2 protein-coding genes are annotated in these 23,716 nt (G+C 73.1%); both read left to right on the top strand.

From position 1 onward, the window contains the following. The first annotated feature begins 5 nt into the window (after positions 1-5). The gene (locus ACSHV8_RS24225) at positions 6-23,516 is read left to right on the top strand and encodes a non-ribosomal peptide synthase/polyketide synthase (RefSeq protein ID WP_436536049.1); all 23,511 of its coding nucleotides are present in this window, start codon (positions 6-8) and stop codon (positions 23,514-23,516) included. Continuing rightward, positions 23,513-23,716, top strand: coding sequence for an MbtH family protein (locus ACSHV8_RS24220; protein WP_436536048.1), 204 nt, complete (start codon positions 23,513-23,515; stop codon positions 23,714-23,716). The genes ACSHV8_RS24225 and ACSHV8_RS24220 overlap by 4 nt, the downstream gene beginning before the upstream one ends.

The raw sequence follows: 23,716 nt of genomic DNA, 5'->3' as shown, positions 1-23,716 counted from the left end.
CGAGTATGAGCACGATCGTCGCGCTGTTCGAGGCCGTGGCCGCCGAGCATCCCGAGTCGCCGGCCGTCTCCGACGGCATCCGGACCTGGTCCTACCGGCGGCTCAACGCCCAGGCCAACCAGGTGGCCCGGTGGTTGATCAGCGAGGGCGCCGGCCCGGAGCAGCAGGTGGGTACCGCCCTGCCGCGGGGCATCGAGCAGGTCGCCGTGCTGCTCGGTATCCTCAAGGCCGGTGCGGCGTACCTCCCGCTCGACCCGGATCTGCCCGCCGAGCGCATCGGACATCTCGTCGCCGATGCCCGGCCGGCGCTGGTGCTGACCGACGACGCGCGGACCGTGCCGTCGCTCGCCGGTGTCCGGACGGTCGTAGCGCCCGGCGGGGTCGTCGCCGACTGGGCCGGGCAGCCGGACTCGAACCCGCGCGACCAGGATCGCATCTCACCCCTGACCGCACAGCATCTGGCGTACGTCATCTACACCTCCGGTTCCACCGGTACGCCCAAGGGCGTCGCGGTCTCGCACGCCAGCACGGTCCACCTGGCTCGCGCCGTGGTGCGCGAGCACGCATCCGGCACCGCCCACCGGGTTCTGCAACTGGCCTCGCCCGGGTTCGACGTCGCCGTGTGGGAGCTGCTGACCGCCGTGGCCACCGGCGGCACCCTGGTCGTCGCCCGCGCGCCGCGTCCCGCCGGTGACGACCTGCTGCGTCTGCTGCGCGAGCAGCGCATCACGCACGTCACCCTGCCGGTCCCGGTGCTGGCGTCGCTGCCCGGCGGCGCCGAGTCGCAGCTGCCCGACCTCACCACCGTGCACATCGGGGGCGAGACCTGCCCGCCCGAGCTGATTCACCGATGGTCGGCGGGCCGGCGGCTGATCAACGGGTACGGCGCCACCGAGACGACGGTCGCCGCCACCCTGACGGCGCCACTGACCGGGGACGACGCACCCATCGGGGTGCCCCTCGACGGCGTGCGCGTCCACATCCTCGACGATCGGCTGGCCCCGGTGCGGCCGGGCGAGCCCGGCGAGCTCTACGTCGCGGGCGCCAATCTGGCCCGGGGCTATCTGCACCGTCCGGGCCTGACCTCGGCCCGCTTCCTCGCCGACCCGTACGGGCCACCGGGGTCCCGGATGTACCGTACCGGCGACATCGGCCGGCAGCGTCCGGACGGCCAGCTGGAGTTCCTGCACCGCGCCGACGACCAGGTCAAGATCCGGGGCGTACGGGTGGAGCCCGGGGAGCTCGAAGCGGTGCTGCGGCGCCAGCGGGGCATCGTGGCGGCGGCAGTCACCGTGCGCGCCGACATCCGGGGTGATCAGCAGCTCGCGGCCTACGTCGTGGCGGCCGCCACGACACCGCTCACCGCCGGCGCACTGCGCGAGCAGTTGCGCGCCGTGCTGCCCACCTACCTGGTCCCGGCGATGATCGTCGTGCTCGACCGGCTGCCGCTCACGCCGAACGGCAAGATCGATCACGCCGCCCTGCCGGACCCCGAGGCCGGCCCGGCCGAGCTGGGGCGCACCGCCCGCAACTCGCTCGAGGACGTGGTGCGCGGACTCTTCGCCGAGCTGCTCGGCCTGCCCGGCGTCGGTTTCGACGACGACTTCTTCGACCGCGGCGGGCACTCGCTGCTGGCCGGCCGATTGATCGGGCGGATCCGCACGGTGCTCGGCCTCGATCTCACCATGCGGGACTTCTTCGAGGCGGCTACGCCGGCCCGGCTCGCTCAGCGGCTGCAGCAGCAAGCCGGCGGCCGGGCCCGCCCCGCACTGATGGCGTACCCGCGCCCACAGCGGATCCCGCTCTCCTCGGCCCAGCAGCGACTGTGGTTCCTGCACCGGCTCGAAGGCGGCTCCGCGACGTACAACATGCCGCTCGCGCTGCGGATGACCGGCTCGGTCGATCACGCCGCGCTGGCCGCTGCCCTGGCCGACGTGATCCGCCGGCACGAGCCGTTGCGCACCGTGTTCCCCCACACCGACGGGCAGCCCTACCAGCAGATCCTCGACCCGGAGCAGGTGCGCGCGGATCTGCCCGTGCGCCGCACGGACCCGGCCGCCCTCGACGAGCAGCTGGGCCGCCTGGCCCGGCACCGGTTCGACCTGGCCCGCGAGATCCCGGTACGGGCCGAGCTGCTCACCACCGGCCCGCAGGACGCCGTCCTGATGCTCGTCATCCACCACATCGCCGGTGACGGCTGGTCCGGAGCACCCCTGGCCCGCGATCTCGTCGCCGCCTACTCGGCGCGACGGCAGGGCAAGGCGCCGCGGTGGGCACCCCTGCCCGTCCAGTACGCCGACTACGCCCTGTGGCAACGCGAGCTGCTGGGCCGCGACGATGATCCGCGCAGCGAGGCCGGCACCCAGTTGCGCTACTGGGCCGAGCAGCTCGCCGGGCTGCCCGACGAGGTCACGATCCCCGGTGACCGGCCCCGTCCACCGGTACCGACCTACACCGGCTCCACCGTGCCGATCGTCTTCGACGCCGAGCTGCACGCCGGGATGGCGGCGCTCGCCCGCAGGCACGGCGCGACCGTCTACATGGTGCTGCAGGCGAGCCTGGCCGCCCTGCTCAGCCGGCTCGGGGCCGGCACTGACGTCGCTATCGGAGCCGGGGTCGCCGGTCGCCCGGAACCTGCCCTCGACGACCTGATCGGCCTGTTCGTCAACATGCTCGTGCTGCGCACCGACACCGCCGGGCGGCCCCGCTTCGCCGACCTGCTGCGCCAGGTACGCGACAACAGCCTCACCGCCTACGGCCATCAGGACGTCCCGTTCGAGCAGGTCGTCGAGCGAATCAACCCGCCGCGCGCCGCCGGCCGTCAGCCGCTGTTCCAGGTTGCGCTGGTGCTGCAGAACAACGCCTCCGCACCCTTCACCCTGCCGGGTCTGCAGGTCCGCGCCGAGGCGGTGCCGACCGGCACCGCGCGCTTCGACCTGTCCCTGAGCGTCACCGAGCAGACCACGGCCGACGGGGCTCCGGCCGGCATCGACGGCATCGCCGAGTACGCCACCGACCTCTACGACCCGGGCACCGCCGAGGCGGTCGTCGCCCGCTGGACCGCTCTGCTGCGCCAGGTGATCGCCGACGAGAATCGGCACCTCGACGCCCTCGACATCACGACGGAGGCGGACCGGGCCCTGCTACGGCGATGGCGGCGCACCGAGCAGGCCGTGCCGCCGCGTACCTTCGGCGAGATCCTCGAACGCCAGGTGGAGCAGACACCGGACGCGATCGCCGTCAGCGCTCCCGACGCCGAGTGGACCTATCGCGACCTGAACCGCCACGCCAACCACGTCGCGAGCATCCTCGCCGGTCGTGGCATCGGCCCGGAGGACCTGGTCGCCGTGGCCGCGCCACGGTCGGTCGTCCAGCTCGCCGCTGTTCTGGGCGTACTCAAGGCCGGGGCCGCGTACGTGCCGATCGACCTGGTCTTCCCCGCCCGACGCAACCGGTACGTGCTGCAGGATTCGGCACCGCGGCTGGTGCTGAGCACCCGCGCGGGTGCCGAGCGGCTGCCCGCCGACCTGCCCTGCGAGCTGCTGCTGGTGGACGAGGCAGCCGAGGCGGGCCGGGACGAGAACCTCTCGGACCAGGACCGGGTACGCCCGGTGCACGTCGATCACCCGGCCTACGTCATCTACACCTCCGGCTCGACCGGCCGGCCCAAGGGCGTGGTGGTGACGCACCGCGGCCTCGCCAGCTTTGCCGCCACCCTGCAGCAGCGGTGCGCGACCGACCCGGACAGCCGCGTCCTGCAACTCTCGTCCCCCAGCGTGGACGCGTCGGTGCTGGAGATGCTGTGGGCGCTCAGCTCCGGTGCGCGCCTGGTCGTCGCCGCGCAGTACCGGCTGGCGGGAGAGGAACTGGCCGATGCCCTCGCCGGGCACGGCATCACCCATGCTCACATCCCGCCGTCCGCGCTGAGCACGCTGCCCCCGCAGACCGCGCGCGAACTGCCCGCCTTCCGGATGCTCAGCGTCGGCGCCGAGGCGTGCCCGCCCGAGCTGGTGGAGCTGTGGCTGCCCGGCCGGCAGATGGTCAACGCGTACGGTCCGACCGAGAGCACCGTCGCCGCGTCGCACACCCTTCCCCTCACCGGCGCGCGGGCGCCGATCGGCACACCGGTGCTCAACTCCTCGCTGTACGTCCTCGACGAGGCGTTGCGGCAGACGCCGCCCGGCGTTCCGGGCGAGTTGTACATAGCCGGCGAGGGCCTGGCCCGCGGCTATCTGCACCAGCCCGGCCTGACGGCGTCGCGATTCGTGGCCGACCCGTACGGCGAGGCCGGCGGGCGCATGTACCGGACCGGGGACGTCGTGCGCTGGAGCCCGGGGGGCGAACTGGAGTATCTCGGCCGCTCGGACGAGCAGGTGAAGATCCGCGGTTTCCGCGTCGAGCCGGCCGAGGTGGAACGGGTCCTGACCGCGCAGCCCGCGGTGGAACGGGCAGTGGTCACGCCGCGCCGGGATCGTTCCGGCGCGCTGTCCCTGGCCGCCTACGTCGTATTCGCCGCGGGTGCCGCACCGGCCGGCTTCGACGACCAGCTGGCCGAGTGGCAGGACATCTACGAGCAGGTCTACAGCGGCTTCTCCGGTGTGCCCGGCGACGACTTCGTCGGCTGGAACAGCTCGTTCACCGGCGGCCCGATTCCCGTCGAGCAGATGCGGGAGTGGCAGAGCTCCGCCGTGGGGCAGATCGCCCGCTTCGGGCCGGGCCGGGTGCTGGAGATCGGCGTGGGCTCCGGTCTGCTGCTGGCGCCACTGGCCGGGCTCGCCCAGCAGTACTGGGGCACCGATCTGTCGCCCGCCTCGATCGAGCGACTCCGGGCGCATGCCGAGACCCGCGGCTGGGAGCACGTGCAGCTGTCCTGCCGCCCCGCGCACGACGTCTCCGGCCTGCCCCGGCACCATTTCGACACCATCGTCGTCAACTCGGTGGCGCAGTACTTCCCCAGCGCCGCCTACCTGCGTGACGTCCTGACGAGCCTGCTGGACCTGCTGGCCGACGGCGGCCGGGTGATCATCGGCGATGTCCGTCATTACGGCCTGCTCCGAGCGTTGCAGGCGGCGGTGCACAGCTCCCGCGAGGCCACCGATCTGCGTGCGGCCGTCGAACACGCCGTGGCGGTCGAGAAAGAGCTGCTGCTGGCTCCGGAGTTCTTCACCTCGCTGCGCCACCCGTCGGTCACCGGCGTGGAGGTGTCGCTGAAGAAGGGCCGGGCCACCAACGAGCTGACCGGCTACCGCTACGAGGTCGTGCTCCACACCGCCGCCGCGCGCTCGGTGGCCGCCCTGCCCGTGCTGGTCTGGGGCCGCGACATCACCGACCTCGACGAGGTGACCGGCCCGGCGCGGGTGGCACAGATCCCGAACCCGCGACTGGCGGCGGGCGTGCGGGCGATACGGGCACTCGACGGCGCCGACGCGGTGCCCGAGCCGGCGCAGACCGGGCCGGAGCCCGACGCGGTCCTCGACTGGGCGTCGGCGCGGGGCTGGCGGGCCGTGCCGACCTGGTCGTCGCAGCGCTGGAACCTCTACGACGTCGTGCTGCTGCCGGACGTGTCCGCCGACGAACCGCTCGCCGGCCTCTACCGCCCGGACGGCGCCGCCGTGCCGGCCAACATCCCCGCGGTGACCCGGGCCACGGGCGAGCTGCTGTCCGAACTGCGCGGCACGCTCAAGGACCTGCTGCCGCACTATCTGGTCCCGGCGACGATCACCGCCGTCGAACGGATCCCGGTCACGCCCAACGGCAAGGTCGATCGCCGGGCCCTGCCCGACCCGGAGGTCGTCCTCTCCGGCGGCCGCCGGCCCGCGACCGTGCACGAGCGGATCCTGTGCGACCTGTTCGCCGACATTCTCGGCCTGCCCCGGGCCGGCGTGGACGACAGCTTCTTCGACCTCGGCGGCCACTCGCTGCTGGCCACCCGGCTGACCAGCCGCATCCGCACCGTGCTGGGCGTCGAGGTGCTGCTGCAGCAGATCTTCGACGCACCCACCCCGGCTCAGCTGGCGGCCCTGCTGCAGAACTCCGCGCGCCGCGAGCGCCCGGCTCTGCGCCCGGCCCAGCGCCCTGATCCTCTTCCGCTGTCGTTCGCGCAGCAGCGGTTGTGGTTCCTGCACACCCTGGAGGGCCCCTCGGCGACCTACAACTCGCCGCTGACGCTGCACCTGTCCGGAGAGCTGAACGTGCCGGCGCTGCGAGCCGCGCTCAGCGACGTGGTGGCTCGGCACGAGGCGCTGCGGACGACCTTCGCCGAGCGCGACGGCATTCCGTACCAGCAGGTCCGGACGGTGCCCGGGCTCGACGTCGAGGCGCGTGAGGCCCACCCGGACGAGCTGCCGGCTCTGCTGCGGCACGCGGCGCGCCACGAGTTCGACCTGGCGGGCGAGATTCCGATCCGGGTCTCGCTGTTCACCGCCCGGCCCGGCGAGTGGGAACTGGTGCTGGTGCTGCACCACATCGCCGCGGACGGCTGGTCCATGGGCCCGTTGGCCCGCGACCTGGCGGCCGCGTACGCGGACCGCTGTGCCGGTCGGGCGCCGGTGTGGTCCCGGCTGCCGGTGCAGTACGCCGACTACACGCTGTGGCAGCGGCACCTGCTGGGCGACGAGGCGGACCCGCAGAGCCTGCTTGCACGCCAGCTGGCGTACTGGCGTGAGCAGCTGGCCGGCCTGCCGGAAGAGGTGACCCTTCCGCCGGACCGGCCACGCCCGCCCCAGGCCGGCTACGCCGGCGACGTGTGCATGTTCACCGTCGAGGCCGGCCTGCACGCCGACCTGCTCCGGCTGGCCCGGGCGCGGGGTGCGACGTTGTCCATGGTGCTGCAGGCGGCGCTCGCGGCGGTGCTGTGGCGGCTGGGCGCCGGTGGCGACGTACCGATCGGTGTGCCGGTGGCCGGCCGTACCGATGACGCGCTCGACGATCTCGTCGGCTTCTTCGTGAACACATTGGTGCTGCGCACCGACCTGTCGGGTGACCCGAGCTTCGGGGCACTGCTGGAACAGGTACGCGACACGAGCCTGGCGGCGTACGCGCACCAGGACGTCCCGTTCGAGTTCTTGGTGGAGAAGCTCAATCCGCACCGCAGCACCGCGCACGCACCACTGTTCCAGGTGCTGCTGGCTGTGCAGAACAACCCCGGCACAGCCTTCGCCCTGCCCGGGTTGCGTGCCCGCGCCGACGAGATCGTCACCGGTGTGGCCCGCGTCGACCTCACGCTCAACATCACCGAGACGGTCGACGACTCCGGAGCCCCGGAGGGCATCCGGGCCGCGATCGAGTACGCCACCGACCTGTACGACCCGGCCACCGTCGAGTCGTTCGCGGCCCGGCTCGTCCAGCTCCTGCGCGCGGCGGCTGCGGACCCCGATCGGCGGATCAGCGGTCTGGACCTGCTCACCGGCCGGGAGACCGCTGAGCTGGCGGAACTGGCGGGCGCCGGCGTACCGGCGCCGGAACCCCGGGTGTGGCCGGCCCTGCTCGAAGCGTCGGCCGCCGCCTTCCCGGCCGCGACCGCCGTTGTCCAGGGCGAGCTCGGGTGGACCTACGGTGAACTGAACGCCTACGCGAACCGCCTGGCGCGGGACCTGATCGACCGGGGGATCGGGCCCGGCCACGTCGTCGGCGTGCTGATGACCCGCAGCCCCGTGCAGGTGGCCACGATGCTGGCGGTCGGGAAGGCCGGCGCTGCGTTCCTGCCGATCGACCCCGAGTACCCGGCGGACCGGGTGACCTATCTGCTCACCGACGCCCGCCCGGTCCTGCTGCTCACCGACCGGACCCAGGCCGGCGTGACGAACCGGGCCGGGATGCTCGTCGTCGACGACCCGGACGAGCACCGCCGCCGGCAGGACCTGCCCGCGCACGACGTGGTGACGCGCGCCCGGGTCGACGATCCGGCGTACGTGATCTACACCTCGGGCTCGACCGGCGCGCCGAAGGGTGTCGTCGTCACCCATCGGGGCCTGGCGGCGCTGGCGGTCGACGGCGTCGCGCGTGCCGCCGTCGACCGGGACAGCCGGGTTCTGCAGCTGACCTCGCTCAGTTTCGACGTCTCCGTCTACGAACTGCTCGTCGCGCTGCACGCGGGCGCCACTCTGGTGCTGCCGCTGCCCGGCCGGCTGGCCGGGCCGGAGCTGGCCCGCATGATGGCGGACGCGCAGGTGACGCACGCGTTCGTCCCGCCGTCGGTGCTGGCGAGCCTGCCGGCCGAGGCGGCGCAGGCTCTGCCCCGGCTGCGCAGCCTCGTGGTCGGCGGCGAGGCGTGCTCCCCCGAGTTGGTGCAGAGGTGGTCACCCGGCCGGCGGATGACCAACCTGTACGGGCCGACGGAGACGACGGTGGCGGCGACGATCAGCCGTCCCCTGTCGGGACGGGCCGTGCCGATCGGGGCACCACTGGCGGGCACCACCGTGTACGTGCTCGACCAGGCTCTGCGGCCGGTACCGCCGGGTGCGCGTGGTGAGCTGTACATCGGCGGTGTGGGCGTCGCGCGAGGCTATCTGGGGCGGGCCGGGCTGACCGCGTCACGCTTCGTCGCCGACCCGTTCGGGCCCGCGGGTGCGCGGCTGTACCGCACGGGTGACGTGGTGCGCTTCAACGCCACCGGCGAACTCGAGTACTTCGGCCGTACCGACCATCAGGTGAAGATCCGGGGTTTCCGCGTGGAACCCGGCGAGATCGAGGCAACCCTGCTGGACCGGACCGGCGTGACCCAGGCCGTCGTGATCGCCCACCAGGATCGGTACGGCTTCCAGTCACTGCACGCCTATGTCACGGTGCGGGGCGAGGTCAGCGGCGTCGAGTTGCGCGAGCAGCTGCGCCGGCTGCTGCCCGACCACATGGTTCCCGCCGCGGTCGTGGTCCTGGACCGTTTCCCGGTCACCGCCAACGGCAAGCTCGACCGCGACGCGCTGCCCGCCCCGGATCTGCGGCCCGCTGCGCACCGGGCGCCGGGCACCCCGTTCGAGGAAGCCGTCGGAGCGCTGTTCGCCGACGTCCTGGGCGTGCCCCGGGTGGGCGTGGACGACAACTTCTTCGATCTCGGCGGTCACTCGCTGCTCGCCACCCGTCTGCTGGCCCGGGTCCGGACCGTGCTGAACGCCGACGTCGCGATGCGGACGTTCTTCAACGCCCCCACGCCTCGCCGGCTGGCCGAGCAGCTCACCGGCGACCGCACGCCCCCGGTCGCGTTGCGCCCGATGCCGCGTCCCGAGCTGGTGCCGTTGTCGTTCGCGCAGCAGCGGTTGTGGTTCCTGCACCGGTTGGAGGGCCCGTCGGCGACGTACAACTCGCCGTTGGCGTTGCGGTTGTCGGGTGAACTGGACGCCGAGGCGTTGCGGGCCGCCCTGGCGGACGTGGTGGGCCGGCACGAGGCTCTGCGCACGGTCTTCGGCGAGCGGCAGGGCAATGCGTTCCAGCGGGTGCTCGACGGCGTCGTGCCGGATCTGACGGTGGTGAACGACGCCGGGGATCGGCTGCCGGCGCTGATGCGGGAAGCGGCCCGCCACGAGTTCGACCTGGCGGGCGAGATTCCGGTGCGCGCCTGGCTGTTCGAGTCGGGGCCCGGCGAGTGGGTGCTGACGCTGGTGCTGCACCACATCGCCGCCGACGGCTGGTCCCTGCGGGTGCTGCTGGCCGACCTGGCGACCGCCTATGCCGACCGCATCGCCGGGCGGGCGCCGGCGTGGTCACCGCCGCCGGTCCAGTACGCCGACTACACCCTGTGGCAGCGGGAGAACCTCGGCACCGTCGACGACGCGGGCAGCCTGTTCAGCCGCGAGTCCGCCTACTGGCTCGACGCCCTGGCCGGCCTGCCCGACCAGGTGACGCTGCCGACCGACCGGCCGCGTCCCGCGGTCGCCGGGTACCGCGGCCAGACCGTTACCTTCGACCTCGACGCCGAGCAGCATGCCACGCTCGTGGCCCTCGGGCGGGCGACCGGCACGACCCTGTTCATGATCCTGCAGGCGACCCTGGCCGGCCTGCTCACCCGCCTCGGCGCCGGGACCGACATCGCTGTCGGCTCGCCCATCGCCGGGCGCGACGACGACCACCTCGAGGACCTGGTCGGCCTGTTCGTCAACATGCTGGTCCTGCGCACCGACACGGCAGCCGACCCCACCCTGGACGACCTGCTGGCTCAGGTCCGCCGAACCTGCCTGGCGGCGTACTCCCACCAGCACATGCCCTTCGAACACCTGGTGGAACGGCTCAACCCGCAGCGGTCGGCCGCCCATCACCCCCTCGTGCAGATCCTGTTCGGCCTGCAGAACAGCGACGGCCGCACCATCGAACTGCCCGGCCTCACCGTGACCGGCGCCGCCCTCGACACCGGTGTGTCCCGCGTCGATCTGTCCATCAACTTCCTCGAGGCCGCCGCGGCGGACGGCAGCCCGGCCGGGCTGACCGGTGTCGTCGAGTACTCCACCGACCTTTACGACCGGGCCACCGTCGAGGCTTTCACCGTCCGCTGGGCCCGGCTGCTGCGAGCGATGGTGACCACGCCCGGCCTGCGGCTCAGCGAGGTCGACCTGCTCGGCGCCGACGAGCGTGCCCGAGTGCTGGACTGGGGCCGGGCCCAGCCGTCCGGGACGCCGCTGACCATGCCGGACCTCATCCGATCCGGCGACGCGGCCGCCGTCGCCGAAGGGGACACCACATGGTCGTACACCGAGCTGGCCGAGCGCGCGAACGGCGTGGCCTGGTCGCTGGTCGATCGAGGCGTCCGCCCGGGTGACGTGGTGGCCGTACTGCTGCCGCGCGGCGCGTCCCAGATCGCCGCGATGCTGGGTGTCGCCCGCGCCGGCGCCGCGTTCCTGCCGGTGGACCCGGACTACCCGCAGGAGCGGATCGACCTGCTGCTGCGCGACGCCCGGCCGGTGGTCGTGCTGCGGGAGACCGAGGCCGGTCGGCGCCGGGCGCACCCCCCGGCGGTCCGCGTACGGCTCGACGATCCCGCCTATGTCATCTACACCTCGGGGTCGACGGGCACGCCCAAGGGTGTCGTCGTCACCCATCGCGGCCTGGCCGGGCTGGTGGCGGCCCACCAGCAGCTCGACGTGACCAGCACGTCGCGGGTGCTGCAGTTCGCGGCGCTCGGGTTCGACGCGGTCGTCTGGGAGCTGCTGATGGCCTTCTCCGCCGGCGCCACCCTGGTGCTGCCCGGTCCCGGACAGCTCGCCGGCGCGGACCTCGAGACGGTGCTGCGTGAGCAGCGCATCACCCACCTGACGTTGCCGCCGGCCGTACTGGCGACGCTGCCCGCGGGCGCCGCGACGCGGCTGGCCCACCTCGCCGTGCTGGTCGTGGCCGGAGAGGCCTGCCCGAGCGAGCTGAGCGCACAGTGGGCCACCGGCCGTCGCATGATCAATGCGTACGGGCCCACCGAATCCACGGTCTGCGCCTGCCTGAGCACGGCGCTGCGGCCCGGTCACACCCCGATCGGCCGTCCGGTGCCGGGCACCCGGCTGTACGTGCTCGACCGCAGCCTGCGCCCGGTCGCCCCGGGGATGCCGGGCGAGCTGCACATCGCCGGGCCGAGCCTGGCCCGGGAGTACACGGGCCGGCCGGGCCTGACAGCGAGCCGGTTCATCGCCGACCCGTACGGTCCCGCCGGTTCCCGGATGTATCGCACCGGCGACCTCGCCCGGTGGAACGCCGCCGGCGAGCTGGAGTACCTGGGCCGCTCCGACGACCAGGTCAAGATCCGTGGCTTCCGGGTGGAACCGGGTGAGGTCACCTCGGTCCTGCGGCAGCACCCCGCCGTCGCCCAGGCGGCCGTCGTCGCCCGCCCGGGACCGGACGGGGAGCTGCGGTTGCTGGCCTATGCGGTGCCCGCCCCCGGTCTGCCGGCAAGCGGCGACGAACTGCGCGCCGCCCTGCGCCGGCAACTGCCGGAGCATCTGGTGCCGGCGGCCGTCACGCTGTTGGACGACCTTCCCCGGACCGTGCACGGCAAGCTCGACCACCGGGCCCTGCCGGATCCGGAGCAGCCGGCAGCGGCCGGGCGCCGGCCGCGCACCGTGCCGGAGGAGTTGCTCTGCCAGCTGTTCGCCCAGGTCCTGGACCGCGAACAGGTCGGGGTCGACGACAGCTTCTTCGACCTGGGCGGGCACTCGCTGCTCGCGACCCGGCTCATCATCCGGATCCGCAAGGCGTTCCGCTGTGAGCTGGCGCCGCGGGCGTTGTTCGAGGCACCCACCCCGGCGGAACTCGCTGTCGTGCTCAAGCAGGCCACCGAGCCGGTGCAGACGGCGTTGCGGCCGATGCCGCGGCCCGAGGTGGTGCCGTTGTCGTTCGCGCAGCAGCGGTTGTGGCTGCTGCACCGGCTGGAGGGCCCGTCGGCGACGTACAACGCGCCGCTGGCGTTGCGGCTCACCGGATCGCTCGACGTGCAGGCATTGCGGGCGGCCCTGGGCGATGTGGTGAACCGGCACGAGAGCCTGCGCACGGTGTTCGGTGAGCACGACGGGAGCCCGTTCCAGCGGGTGCTGGACGGGGCCGTGCCGGTTCTGACGGTGGTGGACGGGGCGGGGGAACAGCGGTTGCCGCAGGCGTTGCGGGAAGCGGCCCGTCACCAGTTCGACCTGGCGGCCGAGATCCCGGTGCGCGGCTGGCTGTTCATGGCGGCACCGGCCGAGTGGGTGCTGGTGCTGGTGCTGCATCACATCGCCGCCGACGGCTGGTCGATCGGCCCGCTCAGCCGGGACCTGGCCACCGCCTACACCGATCGGCTCGCCGGACGTGCGCCGTCGTGGTCGCCGCTGCCGGTCCAGTACGCCGACTACACCCTGTGGCAGCGCGACCTGCTCGGCGACGAGTCGGACCCGCGCAGCGTCCTCGGACAGCAGCTGGTCTACTGGCGTGAGCAGCTGGCCGGGCTGCCCGAGCAAGTCAGCCTGCCCGGCGACCGGCCCCGCCCCGCGGCGGCCAGTTACGCCGGCGACGTACAGATGTTCTCCATCGATGCCGGCCTGCACTCGGGTCTGCACGCGCTGGCCCGCTCCTCGGGAACCACGTTGTTCATGGTGCTGCAGGCGGCGCTGGCGGCGGTGCTGTGGCGGCTGGGCGCCGGAACCGACGTGCCGATCGGCACGCCGGTCGCGAGCCGCACCGACGACGCGCTCGACGACCTGGTCGGCTTCTTCGTCAACACCCTGGTGCTGCGGACCGACCTTTCCGGCGATCCGAGCTTCGCGCAGCTGCTGGACCGGGTCCGCGACACGAACCTGGCGGCCTACGCACACCAGGACGTGCCGTTCGAGCTGCTGGTCGAGAAGCTGAACCCGCATCGCAGCACTGCCCACGCCCCGCTGTTCCAGGTACTGCTGGCCTTGCAGACCGACACGGGCGGCAGTTTCACCCTGCCCGGCGTACGCGCTCGCATGGAGGGTGTCAGCACCGGACTGTCGCGCGTCGACCTGTTCCTCAGCCTCGCCGAGCACCGCGACGGCGGAGTGACCGGCGCCGTCGAGTACGCCACCGAGCTCTACGACGCGGCCACCGTCGACACTTTCGTGGCGCGCTGGCTGCGCCTGCTGCGCGCGGTCGTGCATGACGCGCATCAGTCCCTGAGCGCGGTTGATCTCCTTCTCGACGGCGAGCGCGAGCTGCTGCTCGAACGGGCGGCGGGCACCGGCACGCCGGCCCCGCCCGCGACGATGACCGAGATCTTCGACCGGCAGGCCGCGGCGACTCCCGAGGCGCTCGCCGTGGTGGACGGCGACACCTGCTGGTCGTACGCCGAACTCGGCGCCCTCGCGAACGGGGTGGCCCGATCGCTGATCGAGCGTGGTGTGGGTGCCGGTGACGTGGTCGCCGTCGTGCTGGACCGCAGCGCCGCGCAGGTCGCCGTCCTGCTCGGGATCGGCAAGGCGGGGGCGGCGTATCTGCCGGTGGACCCCGGGTATCCGCTCGCCCGGGTGGACCATGTGCTGCGCGACGCGAGCCCGGCACTGGTGATCCGCGACGCCGGCATCGTGGGGGAGCGGGCCGCGGACCCCGGCGTGCGGGTCCGGGTCGACGACCCCGCGTACGTGATCTACACGTCCGGGTCGACGGGGACGCCGAAGGGCGTCGTGGTCACCCACCGCGGGCTGGCCGGGCTCGCCGCCGGCACCGGCGAGAGAACCGCCGTCGACGGCGACAGCCGCGTGCTGCTGCTCGCCTCACCGAGCTTCGACGCCTCCGTACTGGAACTCATGATGGCCTTCGGTTCAGGAGCCTGCCTGGTCGTGGCCCGGCAGGCCCGCCTTGCCGGGGAGGAACTGCAGCAGGTGCTGGCGCAGGGCCGGGTGACCCACGCCTTCGTCCCGCCGTCGGTGCTGGCGACCCTGCCGGCCACGGCGGCGACCGCGCTGAGCGAGCTGCGCAGCCTGGTGGTGGGTGGCGAGGCCTGCTGGCCGGAGCTGGTGCAACGGTGGTCGCCGGGGCGCCGGATGACCAACCTGTACGGCCCGACCGAGACCACCGTCGCCACGACGGTCAGCCGTCCGCTGGCCGGCCGGGCAGTGCCGATCGGCACGCCGCTGACCGGCATCACCACGTACGTGCTGGACGAGGCGCTGCGCCTGAGCCCGCCCGGCTCCCGCGGCGAGCTCTACATCGGTGGTGCCGGTGTCGCTCGCGGCTACCTCGGCCGTCCGGGGCTGACCGCGGGGCGGTTCGTCGCCGACCCGTACGGACCGCCCGGGGCCCGGATGTACCGCACAGGTGACGTGGTCCGCTGGAACGCCAGCGGGGAACTGGAGTACTTCGGGCGCACCGATCATCAGGTGCAGATCCGGGGCATCCGGGTGGAGCCCGGGGAGAGCGAGGCCGCCCTGGCGGGTCACCCGGACGTCGACCGGGCGGCCGTGATCGTGCGCACCGATCGCCAGGGCGCCGCGACGCTGGTCGGCTACGCCGTGGCGGCCCGCCCTGGGGTCGACATGGCCGTCGTCCGCGACGATCTTCGCGGCGTCCTGCCCGAGCACCTGATCCCCGCCGTGCTCGTCGCCCTGCCCGAGCTGCCGCTCACCCCGAACGGCAAGGTGGACCGGGATGCGCTGCCGGCACCGGAGTTCGAGACGGGCAAGGGCCGCGAGCCGCGCACCCCGCAGGAGGAGATCCTCTGCGGTCTGTTCGCCGAGGTGCTGGGTCTGGAGCACGTCGGTCTGGACGACAACTTCTTCGATCTCGGCGGCCACTCCCTGCTCGGCACCCGGTTGATCAGCCGGGTCCGTGCCGTGCTCGGCGTGGAGGTGCGCCTGCTCGCCCTCTTCGAGGCGCCGACACCCGCGGCCCTGCACCGGGCCATCCGCGACAGCGGCGAGCAGGCCCGTGCCGTCCTGCGCTCCCGGCCCCGTCCCGCCCTGCTCCCGCTGTCGTTCGCGCAGCAGCGGTTGTGGTTCCTGCACAAGCTGGAAGGCCCGTCCCCGACGTACAACATGCCGTTGGCCCTGCGGCTCTCGGGCGATCTCGACGAGGTGGCGCTGCACGCGGCCCTGATCGACGTGGTCGCCCGGCACGAGGCGCTGCGAACGGTTTTCACCGAGCAGGACGGGCAGGCTTTCCAGCAGGTTCTCGACCTCGCCGACGTGACCGTCGACCTGCCGGTGCGGCAGGTGGACGGCGCTGGCCTGACGGCCGCGCTGCGCGATGCGGCCCGGCACGAGTTCGACCTGGCGCGCGAGATCCCGGTGCGAGCATCGGTGTTCACCGACGGTCCCGGCGAGTGGGTGCTGATGCTGGTGCTGCACCACATCGCCGCCGACGGCTGGTCGCTGCGGCCGCTGGCCCAGGACCTCGCCCGCGCCTACACGGCCCGTAACGCCGGCCGGTCCCCGTCCTGGTCCCCGCTGCCGGTCCAGTACGCCGACTACACGCTGTGGCACCGGGAGCTGCTGGGCGAGCCCGCCGACCCGGACAGCGCCTTCAGCCGTCAGCTGGCCTACTGGCGCCGCCGGCTGGCCGGAGTGCCGGAGGAGGTGACACTGCCCGCCGACCGCCCCCGCCCTCGGGTGGCCGAGTACCAGGGCGACGTGACGAGCTTCCCGGTCGACGCCGACCTGCACGGCCGGTTGCTCGCGCTGGCCCGGGCGAACGGGGCCACGCTGTTCATGGTGCTGCAGGCGGCGCTGGCGGCCCTGCTGTCGCGATCGGGTGCCGGGACCGACGTGGTCGTCGGCGCCGGAGTGGCGGGCCGCACCGACGAGCAGCTCGATGATCTGGTCGGTTTCTTCGTCAACATGGTCGTGCTGCGCGCCGACACCTCGGACGATCCGGTGTTCACCGAACTGCTGCGCCGGGTGCGAGCCGACAGCCTGGCCGCCTACGCGCACCAGGACATCCCGTTCGAGCAGCTGGTGGAGCGGATTAACCCGCAGCGCTCGGCGTCGCACCAGTCGCTGTTCCAGGTCGCCATGGTGCTGCAGAACAACGCCGAGGCCGACTTCGATCTGCCCGGCCTGCGGGTACGCCAGCAGGGCCTGGGTACCGGCACGTCGCGTTTCGACCTGTCGCTGAGCATCACCGAGACCTCGGCCCCGGACGGCGGGCCGGGCGGGTTGACCGGTGTCGTCGAGTACTCCACCGGGCTCTACGACCGGTCCACCGTCGAGGCGTTCACCCGACGGTGGGTGCGTCTGCTGCGGGCCGTGGCCGCTCAGCCGCAGCAGCGGCTGAGCGGGGTGAACCTGCTCGCCGACGACGAGCGCGAGCGGCTGCTGCACCAGTGGGCACAGGCCGGGCCGATCCCGGAGCCGGTGACGCTGCCCGGCCTGCTGGCCCGGCGAGTGGCGCAGAGCCCGGCGGCGCCGGCGGTCATCGACGGCGAGCTGACCTGGACGTACGCCCAGCTGGACGCACACGCGAACGCGGTGGCCCGGGAGCTGATCGACCGGGGCGTGGGCGTCGGCGACGTGGTCGCCGTGCTGCTTGCCCGGGGTGCCGCGCAGGTCGCCGCGGCCCTGGGCGTCGCCAAGGCCGGCGCCGTCCTGCTCCCGGTGGACCCGGCCTACCCCCGGGCCAGGATCGACTTCCTGCTCCGCGACGCGCGACCGGCGCTGGTCGTGCGGGAGGGTGAGCTGACCGGCGAGAGCCGGGACGATCCCGGTGTCCGGGTGCGACTCGACGATCCCGCCTACGTGATCTACACCTCCGGTTCGACGGGCACGCCGAAGGGCGTGGTCGTGACCCATCGGGGGATCGCCGGGCTCGCCGCCACCCTGCACCGGCGCAGCCCCGCCGGTCCGGACAGCCGCGTCCTGCAGCTCTCGTCGCCCAGCTTCGACGCCGCGATCCTGGAGCTGGTGTGGGCCGTGGACGCCGGGGCCGCCCTGGTGATCGCGTCGCCGCACCGCCTCGCCGGTGACGAGCTGGCGCATGCGCTCGCCGGCAGCCGGATCACCCATGCGCTCATCCCGCCGTCCGTGCTGGCCACCCTGCCCGCCGAGGCGCCGCGGACCCTGAGCGGTCTGAGCACCCTGATCGTCGGCGCCGAGGCGTGCCCGCCCGAGCTGCTGCGGGCCTGGTCACCGGGCCGGCTCATGACCAATGCGTACGGGCCGACGGAGTCCACCGTCGTCGCCACCCAGAGCGGCCGGCTCGGCGATCCGCCGGTACCGATCGGCCGCCCGGTGCCCGGGACCCGGGTGTACGTCCTGGACGACGCGCTGCAACCGGCCTCGCCGGGTATGCCCGGCGAGCTGTACCTGGCCGGCGACGGCCTGGCCCGCGGCTACCTGCACCGGCCGGGCCTGAGCGCCGCACGTTTCGTGGCTGACCCGTTCGGACCGGCCGGGACACGGATGTACCGCACCGGCGACGTGGTGCGCTGGACCCCCACCGGCGAACTGCTCTATCTCGGCCGCTCCGACGACCAGGTCAAGGTGCGCGGCTTCCGCGTCGAGCCCGCGGAGATCGCGCGGGTGCTGACCGCACAGCCCTCGGTCGAGCAGGCGGTCGTGGTGCCCCGCACGGACAGTGCGGGGGGCACGTCGCTGGCGGCCTACGTCGTGCTGGCCGGGGCCGACCCGGCGGCCGGCTTCGACGACCAGCTGGCCGAGTGGCAGGACATCTACCAGCAGGTCTACAGCCGGCGAGCCGCCGGCCCGGGCGACGACTTCTCCGGCTGGAACAGCTCGTTCACCGGGGCGCCGATCCCGCTCGAGCAGATGCGCGAGTGGCAGCGCGGCGCCGTGGCCCAGGTGGCGCGTTTCGCACCCCGCCGGGTGCTCGAGATCGGTGCGGGTTCCGGGCTGATCCTGGCGCCGCTGGCCGACACGGTCGAGCAGTACTGGGCGACGGACTTCTCCGCGGCGGCGATCGACCGGCTGCGCGAGTACGCCCGGCACCGCGAATGGGAGCACGTTCACCTGCGCTGTCAGAGCGCGCACGACATGTCGGGGCTGCCGTCCGGCCACTTCGACACCATCCTGATCAACTCGGTGGTGCAGTACTTCCCGGGCGCCGGCTACCTGCGCGACGTGATCGACCAGGCGCTCGGTCTGCTGGCCGACGGCGGCCGCCTGATCGTCGGCGACGTGCGCCACCACGGCCTGCTGCGCATGCTGCACGCCCAGGCGCAGTACGCCCGCCAGCCCTCGCCGAGCGCGGCGTCGGTGGACCACGCGGTGGCAGTGGAGAAGGAGCTCCTGCTCGCCCCCGAGTTCTTCACCGGCCTGACCCACCCGCGGCTCTCCGGCGTGGAGATCCAGCTCAAGCCGGGTTTGGCCACCAACGAGCTGACCGGATACCGCTACGAGGTCGTGCTGCACACCGCCCCCGCGCGCCCGGTCGGCGACCTGCCGCAGCTGAGGTGGGGCCATGGCGTCACCGACCCGGCCGACGTGCCGGCCGGCACCCGGATCACCGGCATCCCGAACCCGCGGCTCGTGGCCGGAACCGAAGCGCTGCAGGCGATCGGCGAACCCGGCAGCACCGTGGCCGGGCCGGCCCCGGACCCCGGCACGTTCCGCCGCCTCGCGGCCGAGCGGGGTCTGCGCGCGGCGCTCACCTGGTCGCCGTCCGCCCCGGACTGCTACGAGGTGGTGCTGCTGGCCGGCACGGGCGAGCACGAGCCGCTGACCGGCGTGTACCGGCCCGGCTCCCCGCAGCTCGTGGCGAACGTGCCCGCCGTCGCCCGGACCGCCGGGGAGGTCGTGTCCGCGCTGCGGGCCACGGTCAAGACGATGCTGCCCGAGCACATGGCACCGGCGACGATCACCGCGATCGAGCGGATCCCGCTCACCGCGAGCGGAAAGATCGACCGGCAGGCACTGCCGGATCCCGAGGTCGTCACGGCCGAAGGCCGCCAGGCGCGCAGCCCGTACGAGGAGATCCTCTGCGACCTGTACGCCGACCTGCTGGGCCTGCCGCGGGCCGGCGTCGACGACAGTTTCTTCGACCTGGGCGGGCACTCCCTGCTGGCCACCCGTCTGACCAGCCGCATCCGGGCGAGCCTGGGCATCGAGGTGCCGCTGCACCAGGTCTTCGCCGCGCCCTCGCCCGCCGAGCTCGCCGTGGTCCTGACGGCCGCCTCGGGGCCGGTGCGCCCACCGGTGGAACCGATCCCGCGACCGGAGGTCCTGCCGCTGTCGTTCGCTCAGCAGCGGCTGTGGTTCCTGCACAAGTTGCAGGGCGGTTCGGCGACCTACAACTCGCCGCTGGCGGTACGGCTCACCGGACCGCTCGACATCGGTGCGCTGCAGGCCGCCCTGGGCGACGTGGTGGGCCGGCACGAAGCGCTGCGCACCGTCTTCACCGAGGTCCGCGGAGAACCGCGGCAGCGCATCCTCGACCCCGCCGGGGTGGACCTGCCGGTGCGCGAGGTGTCCGGGCCCGAGCTGGTGCCGGCCTTGCGGGAGGCCTCGCGCAGCACCTTCGACCTGGCCCGGGATCTCCCGCTGCGGGCATGGCTGTTCCGGGTCGCGCCGGACGAGGCGGTACTGCTGCTGGTCGTGCATCACATCGCCGCGGACGGCTGGTCGTTGCGCCCACTCAGCCGGGACCTGGCCGCCGCCTATGCCGCGCGCCGCGAGAACCGGCCCCCCGCCCTGCCGCCATTGGCCGTGCAGTACGCCGACTACACCCTGTGGCAGCGCCGGATGCTCGGCTCCGGCACCGACCCGGACAGCCTGCTCAGCCGTCAGGTCGGATACTGGCACGACCGGCTCGCGGCGATGGCGCAGGACGTGACACTGCCGCCGGACCGGCCGCGGCCGCAGCAGCCCAGCGGCCGGGGCCGGACCCTGCTGCGCGAACTCGATGCGGACCTGCACCGGGCGCTGCGCGCGCTGGCCCGCAGCGGCGCGGCGACGCTCTACATGGTGCTGCAGGCCGCCTTCGGCGCTCAGCTGACGCGCAGCGGCGCGGGCTTCGACATCCCGGTCGGGGTGCCGGTCGCCGGGCGGGCCGACGCCGCGACCGAGGACCTGGTGGGCTTCTTCGTCAACACCCTGGTCCTGCGGATCGACACCGGCGGCACGCCCACCTTCACCGAGCTGCTGGGCCGGGTGCGTACGGCCAGCCTCGACGCCTTCGCCCACCAGGACGTGCCCTTCGACCACCTGGTCGAAAAGCTCAACCCGGACCGCCGGCCGTCGCACCACCCGTTCTTCCAGGTCCAGCTGGTGCTGCAGAACGCCCCGGACGCGGATTTCGAGCTGGCCGGGCTGCGCGCCCGCCCGCAGAACGAGGGCATCGACACCGGCGTGGCGCGGGTGGACCTGACCCTGAACGTGCTGGAGAGCTTCGACGACGCGGGCGTTCCCGACGGTCTGGTACTGGCCGCGGAGTACGCCACCGACCTGTACGACAGCACGAGCATCGAGCGTTTCCTCGACCAGTTCGGCCAGTTGCTGCGCGATGTCGCCGCCGCGCCGGACGAACCCATCGGAGGGCTGCAATTGACCACCGGACAGCAGGACCCGGGTGCCGTGCCGGCGGCCGCAACACTGGCCGGACTCTTCGAGACGACGGTGGCGGCCGCACCGGACGCCGTGGCGGCGACCGACAGCCGGGAGAGCCTGACCTACGCGCAGCTGAACAGCCGGGCGAACCGGATGGCGCGGGCGCTGATCGAACACGGCGTGGGCCCGGAGGACCTCGTCGGGGTGCTGCTGCCGCGCAGCACCCGGCAGGTGGCCACGGTCCTGGCGGTGGCGAAGTCGGGCGCGGCCTACCTGCCGATCGATCCGTCCTACCCCGACGCTCGGGTGTCCTACCTGTGCGCGGACGCGCGGCCCAAGCTCGTGGTGACCGACGCCGCCGGCCGGGCCCGGCTCGGCGCCGACCAGGCCGTCATCGACATCGACGACCCCGCCGCCGAGCAGCACCGGCGTCAGCTGCCGGACACCGATCCCACCGACGGCGAGCGCACCGCCGGGTCGAGCCCGCAGCACCCGGCCTACGTCATCTACACCTCCGGCTCGACCGGTCGCCCCAAGGGGGCGGTGATCACCCACGCCGGCCTGGCCGGTGCCGTCGCGGTGTGGCTCGAACGCTGGTGCTCCGGGCCGGACGTGCGGGTGCTGCAACTGTCGTCGCCGAGCTTCGATCCGTCGATCATGGAGTTGCTCGCGGCGTTCGCCTCCGGCGGTGAACTGGTCCTCCCCGAGCCGGGCCTGATCGCGGGGGAGGCGCTGACCCGGGTGCTGGCGCAGGAACGCATCACCCATGTGGTGACGCTGCCCTCGGTGCTGGCGAGCATGCCGGCGGACGCTCCCGGGCGGTTGCCCGAGCTGCGTGGCCTGCTGGTCGGCGGCGAGGTGTGCACACCCGATCTGGCCGCCCGCTGGGCGCCGGGACGCCGGATGTCCAACATCTACGGGCAGACCGAGACCACGATCGCCTGCACCATCAGCGAGCCGCTGGGCGCCGGTCCGGTCACCGCGGGACGGCCCCACCCCGAGGTACGCGTCTACGTGCTCGACGATGCGCTGCGCATGCCGGCACCCGGTACCGACGGCGAGATCTACGTCGCCGGGCCGCAGGTCGGCCGGGGCTACCTGGGCCGGCCGGGGCTGACGGCGAGCCGCTTCGTCGCCGACCCGTACGGGCCCGCGGGCTCGCGCATGTATCGCACCGGCGACCGGGGCCACTGGAGCTTCGGGATGGAACTGGAGTTCACCGGCCGCACCGACGACCAGGTGAAGATCCGCGGGATGCGGGTCGAGCCCGGCGAGGTGCAAGCCGCGCTGACGGCCCATCCGGGTGTGGCCCGGGCCGTCGTGACCGTGCGTCCCGACCACCGCGGCGATCCGGCGCTGGTCGGTTACGTCGTCCCGGTCACGGCCGGCACCGACCTCGCCGGCATCCGTGCCGACCTGCGCAAGAGTCTTCCCGAGCACCTTGTGCCCAGCGCCGTGGTGCAGGTGAGCGACATCCCTCTGACCACGAACGGCAAGGTGGACCGTGCGGCGCTTCCGGCGCCCGAGCCGGCGGCGCCGTCCGGTCGGGGCCCGCGCACACCCCAGGAGGAGATCCTCTGCGGCCTGTTCGCCGAGGTACTGGACCGGGGCCAGATCGGGGTCGACGACAACTTCTTCGACCTCGGCGGCCACTCGTTGCTGGCGAACAAGCTGATCGCCCGGATCACCGAGGTGCTCGGCGTGCAGGTGCCGATCCGGACCTTCTTCGCCGGGCCGAGCGTCGCCCAGCTCGCCGGACATCTCGGTGGCGATGAACCGGACCGGGCGTTCGAGGTACTGCTGCCGCTGCGCACCGAGGGCGAACTGCCGCCGTTGTTCTGCATCCACCCCGGCGCGGCGATCTGCTGGTCCTACTCCGATCTCCTGCTGCACCTGAGCCCGGACTTCCCGGTCTACGGACTCCAGTCGCGGGCGCTGACTCACCCCGGCGAGCTGCCGCAGACCCTGACCCAGGTCGCCGACGACTGCATCGAGGAGATGCGCCGGGTGCAGAAGAACGGACCGTACTACCTGCTGGGGCAGTCGTTCGGTGGCGTGGTGGCGCACGCCATGGCCGCGCGGCTGCAGGAGGCCGGCGAGACGGTCGGCCTCGTCGTGGCGCTCGACTCGGAGCCCTCCCGGCCGCTGACCGAGCAGGAACAGCAGAAGGTCGGCGAGGCCACGGCGCGGATCTACACCGGCATCCTGGAGGTCCTCGGCGTGGACATCACCGGGCTGCCGAGCGGAAAGCTGAGCTTCGCCGAATTCTCCGAGCTGGCCCGCACCACCAACACCGTGCTCGGCAACGTCGCCGAGGACGAGTTCCAGCTGCTGATGCGCATTCTGCACCACAACATCGGCCTCGCCACGCGGCACACGTCGCCGGTGGTCGCCGCCGACATGCTGGTCTTCGGCGCGACCGAGGAACGCGAGCGGGTGCTCGATCCGGCGGCGTGGGACGGACACGTCACCGGCACCGTCACGTACCACCCGGTCCCGGCCAGCCACAGCACGATCCTGACGTCACAGGCGCTGGCCGTGATCGGACCCGTTCTCGAGGCACACCTTCGCGCTGCCGTGGCCCGTGACACGGCAGCCAGAAATGAGGAGATTCGATGACCAACCCCTTCGACGACACCGAACGCAACTTCCTGGTGCTCGTCAACGACGAGGGCCAGCACTCCCTGTGGCCGGCCGGCATCGACGTACCGGCGGGCTGGACGATCGCCCACCCCGAGGACACCCACCAGGCGTGCCTGGACTTCGTGGAGCAGAACTGGACCGACATGCGCCCACGCAGCCTCGCCGAGCAGCCCTGA

The sequence above is a fragment of the Actinoplanes sp. HUAS TT8 genome, assembly GCF_051380535.1.
Classification (GTDB): domain Bacteria; phylum Actinomycetota; class Actinomycetes; order Mycobacteriales; family Micromonosporaceae; genus Actinoplanes.
This window is presented reverse-complemented; position numbering and strand designations above follow the sequence as displayed.

Excerpts from the sequence above, each read along its gene's own strand:
- ACSHV8_RS24225 (WP_436536049.1), top strand. The coding sequence starts at position 6 with ATGAGCACGATCGTCGCGCTGTTCGAGGCCGTGGCCGCCGAGCATCCC.
- ACSHV8_RS24220 (WP_436536048.1), top strand. The coding sequence starts at position 23,513 with ATGACCAACCCCTTCGACGACACCGAACGCAACTTCCTGGTGCTCGTC.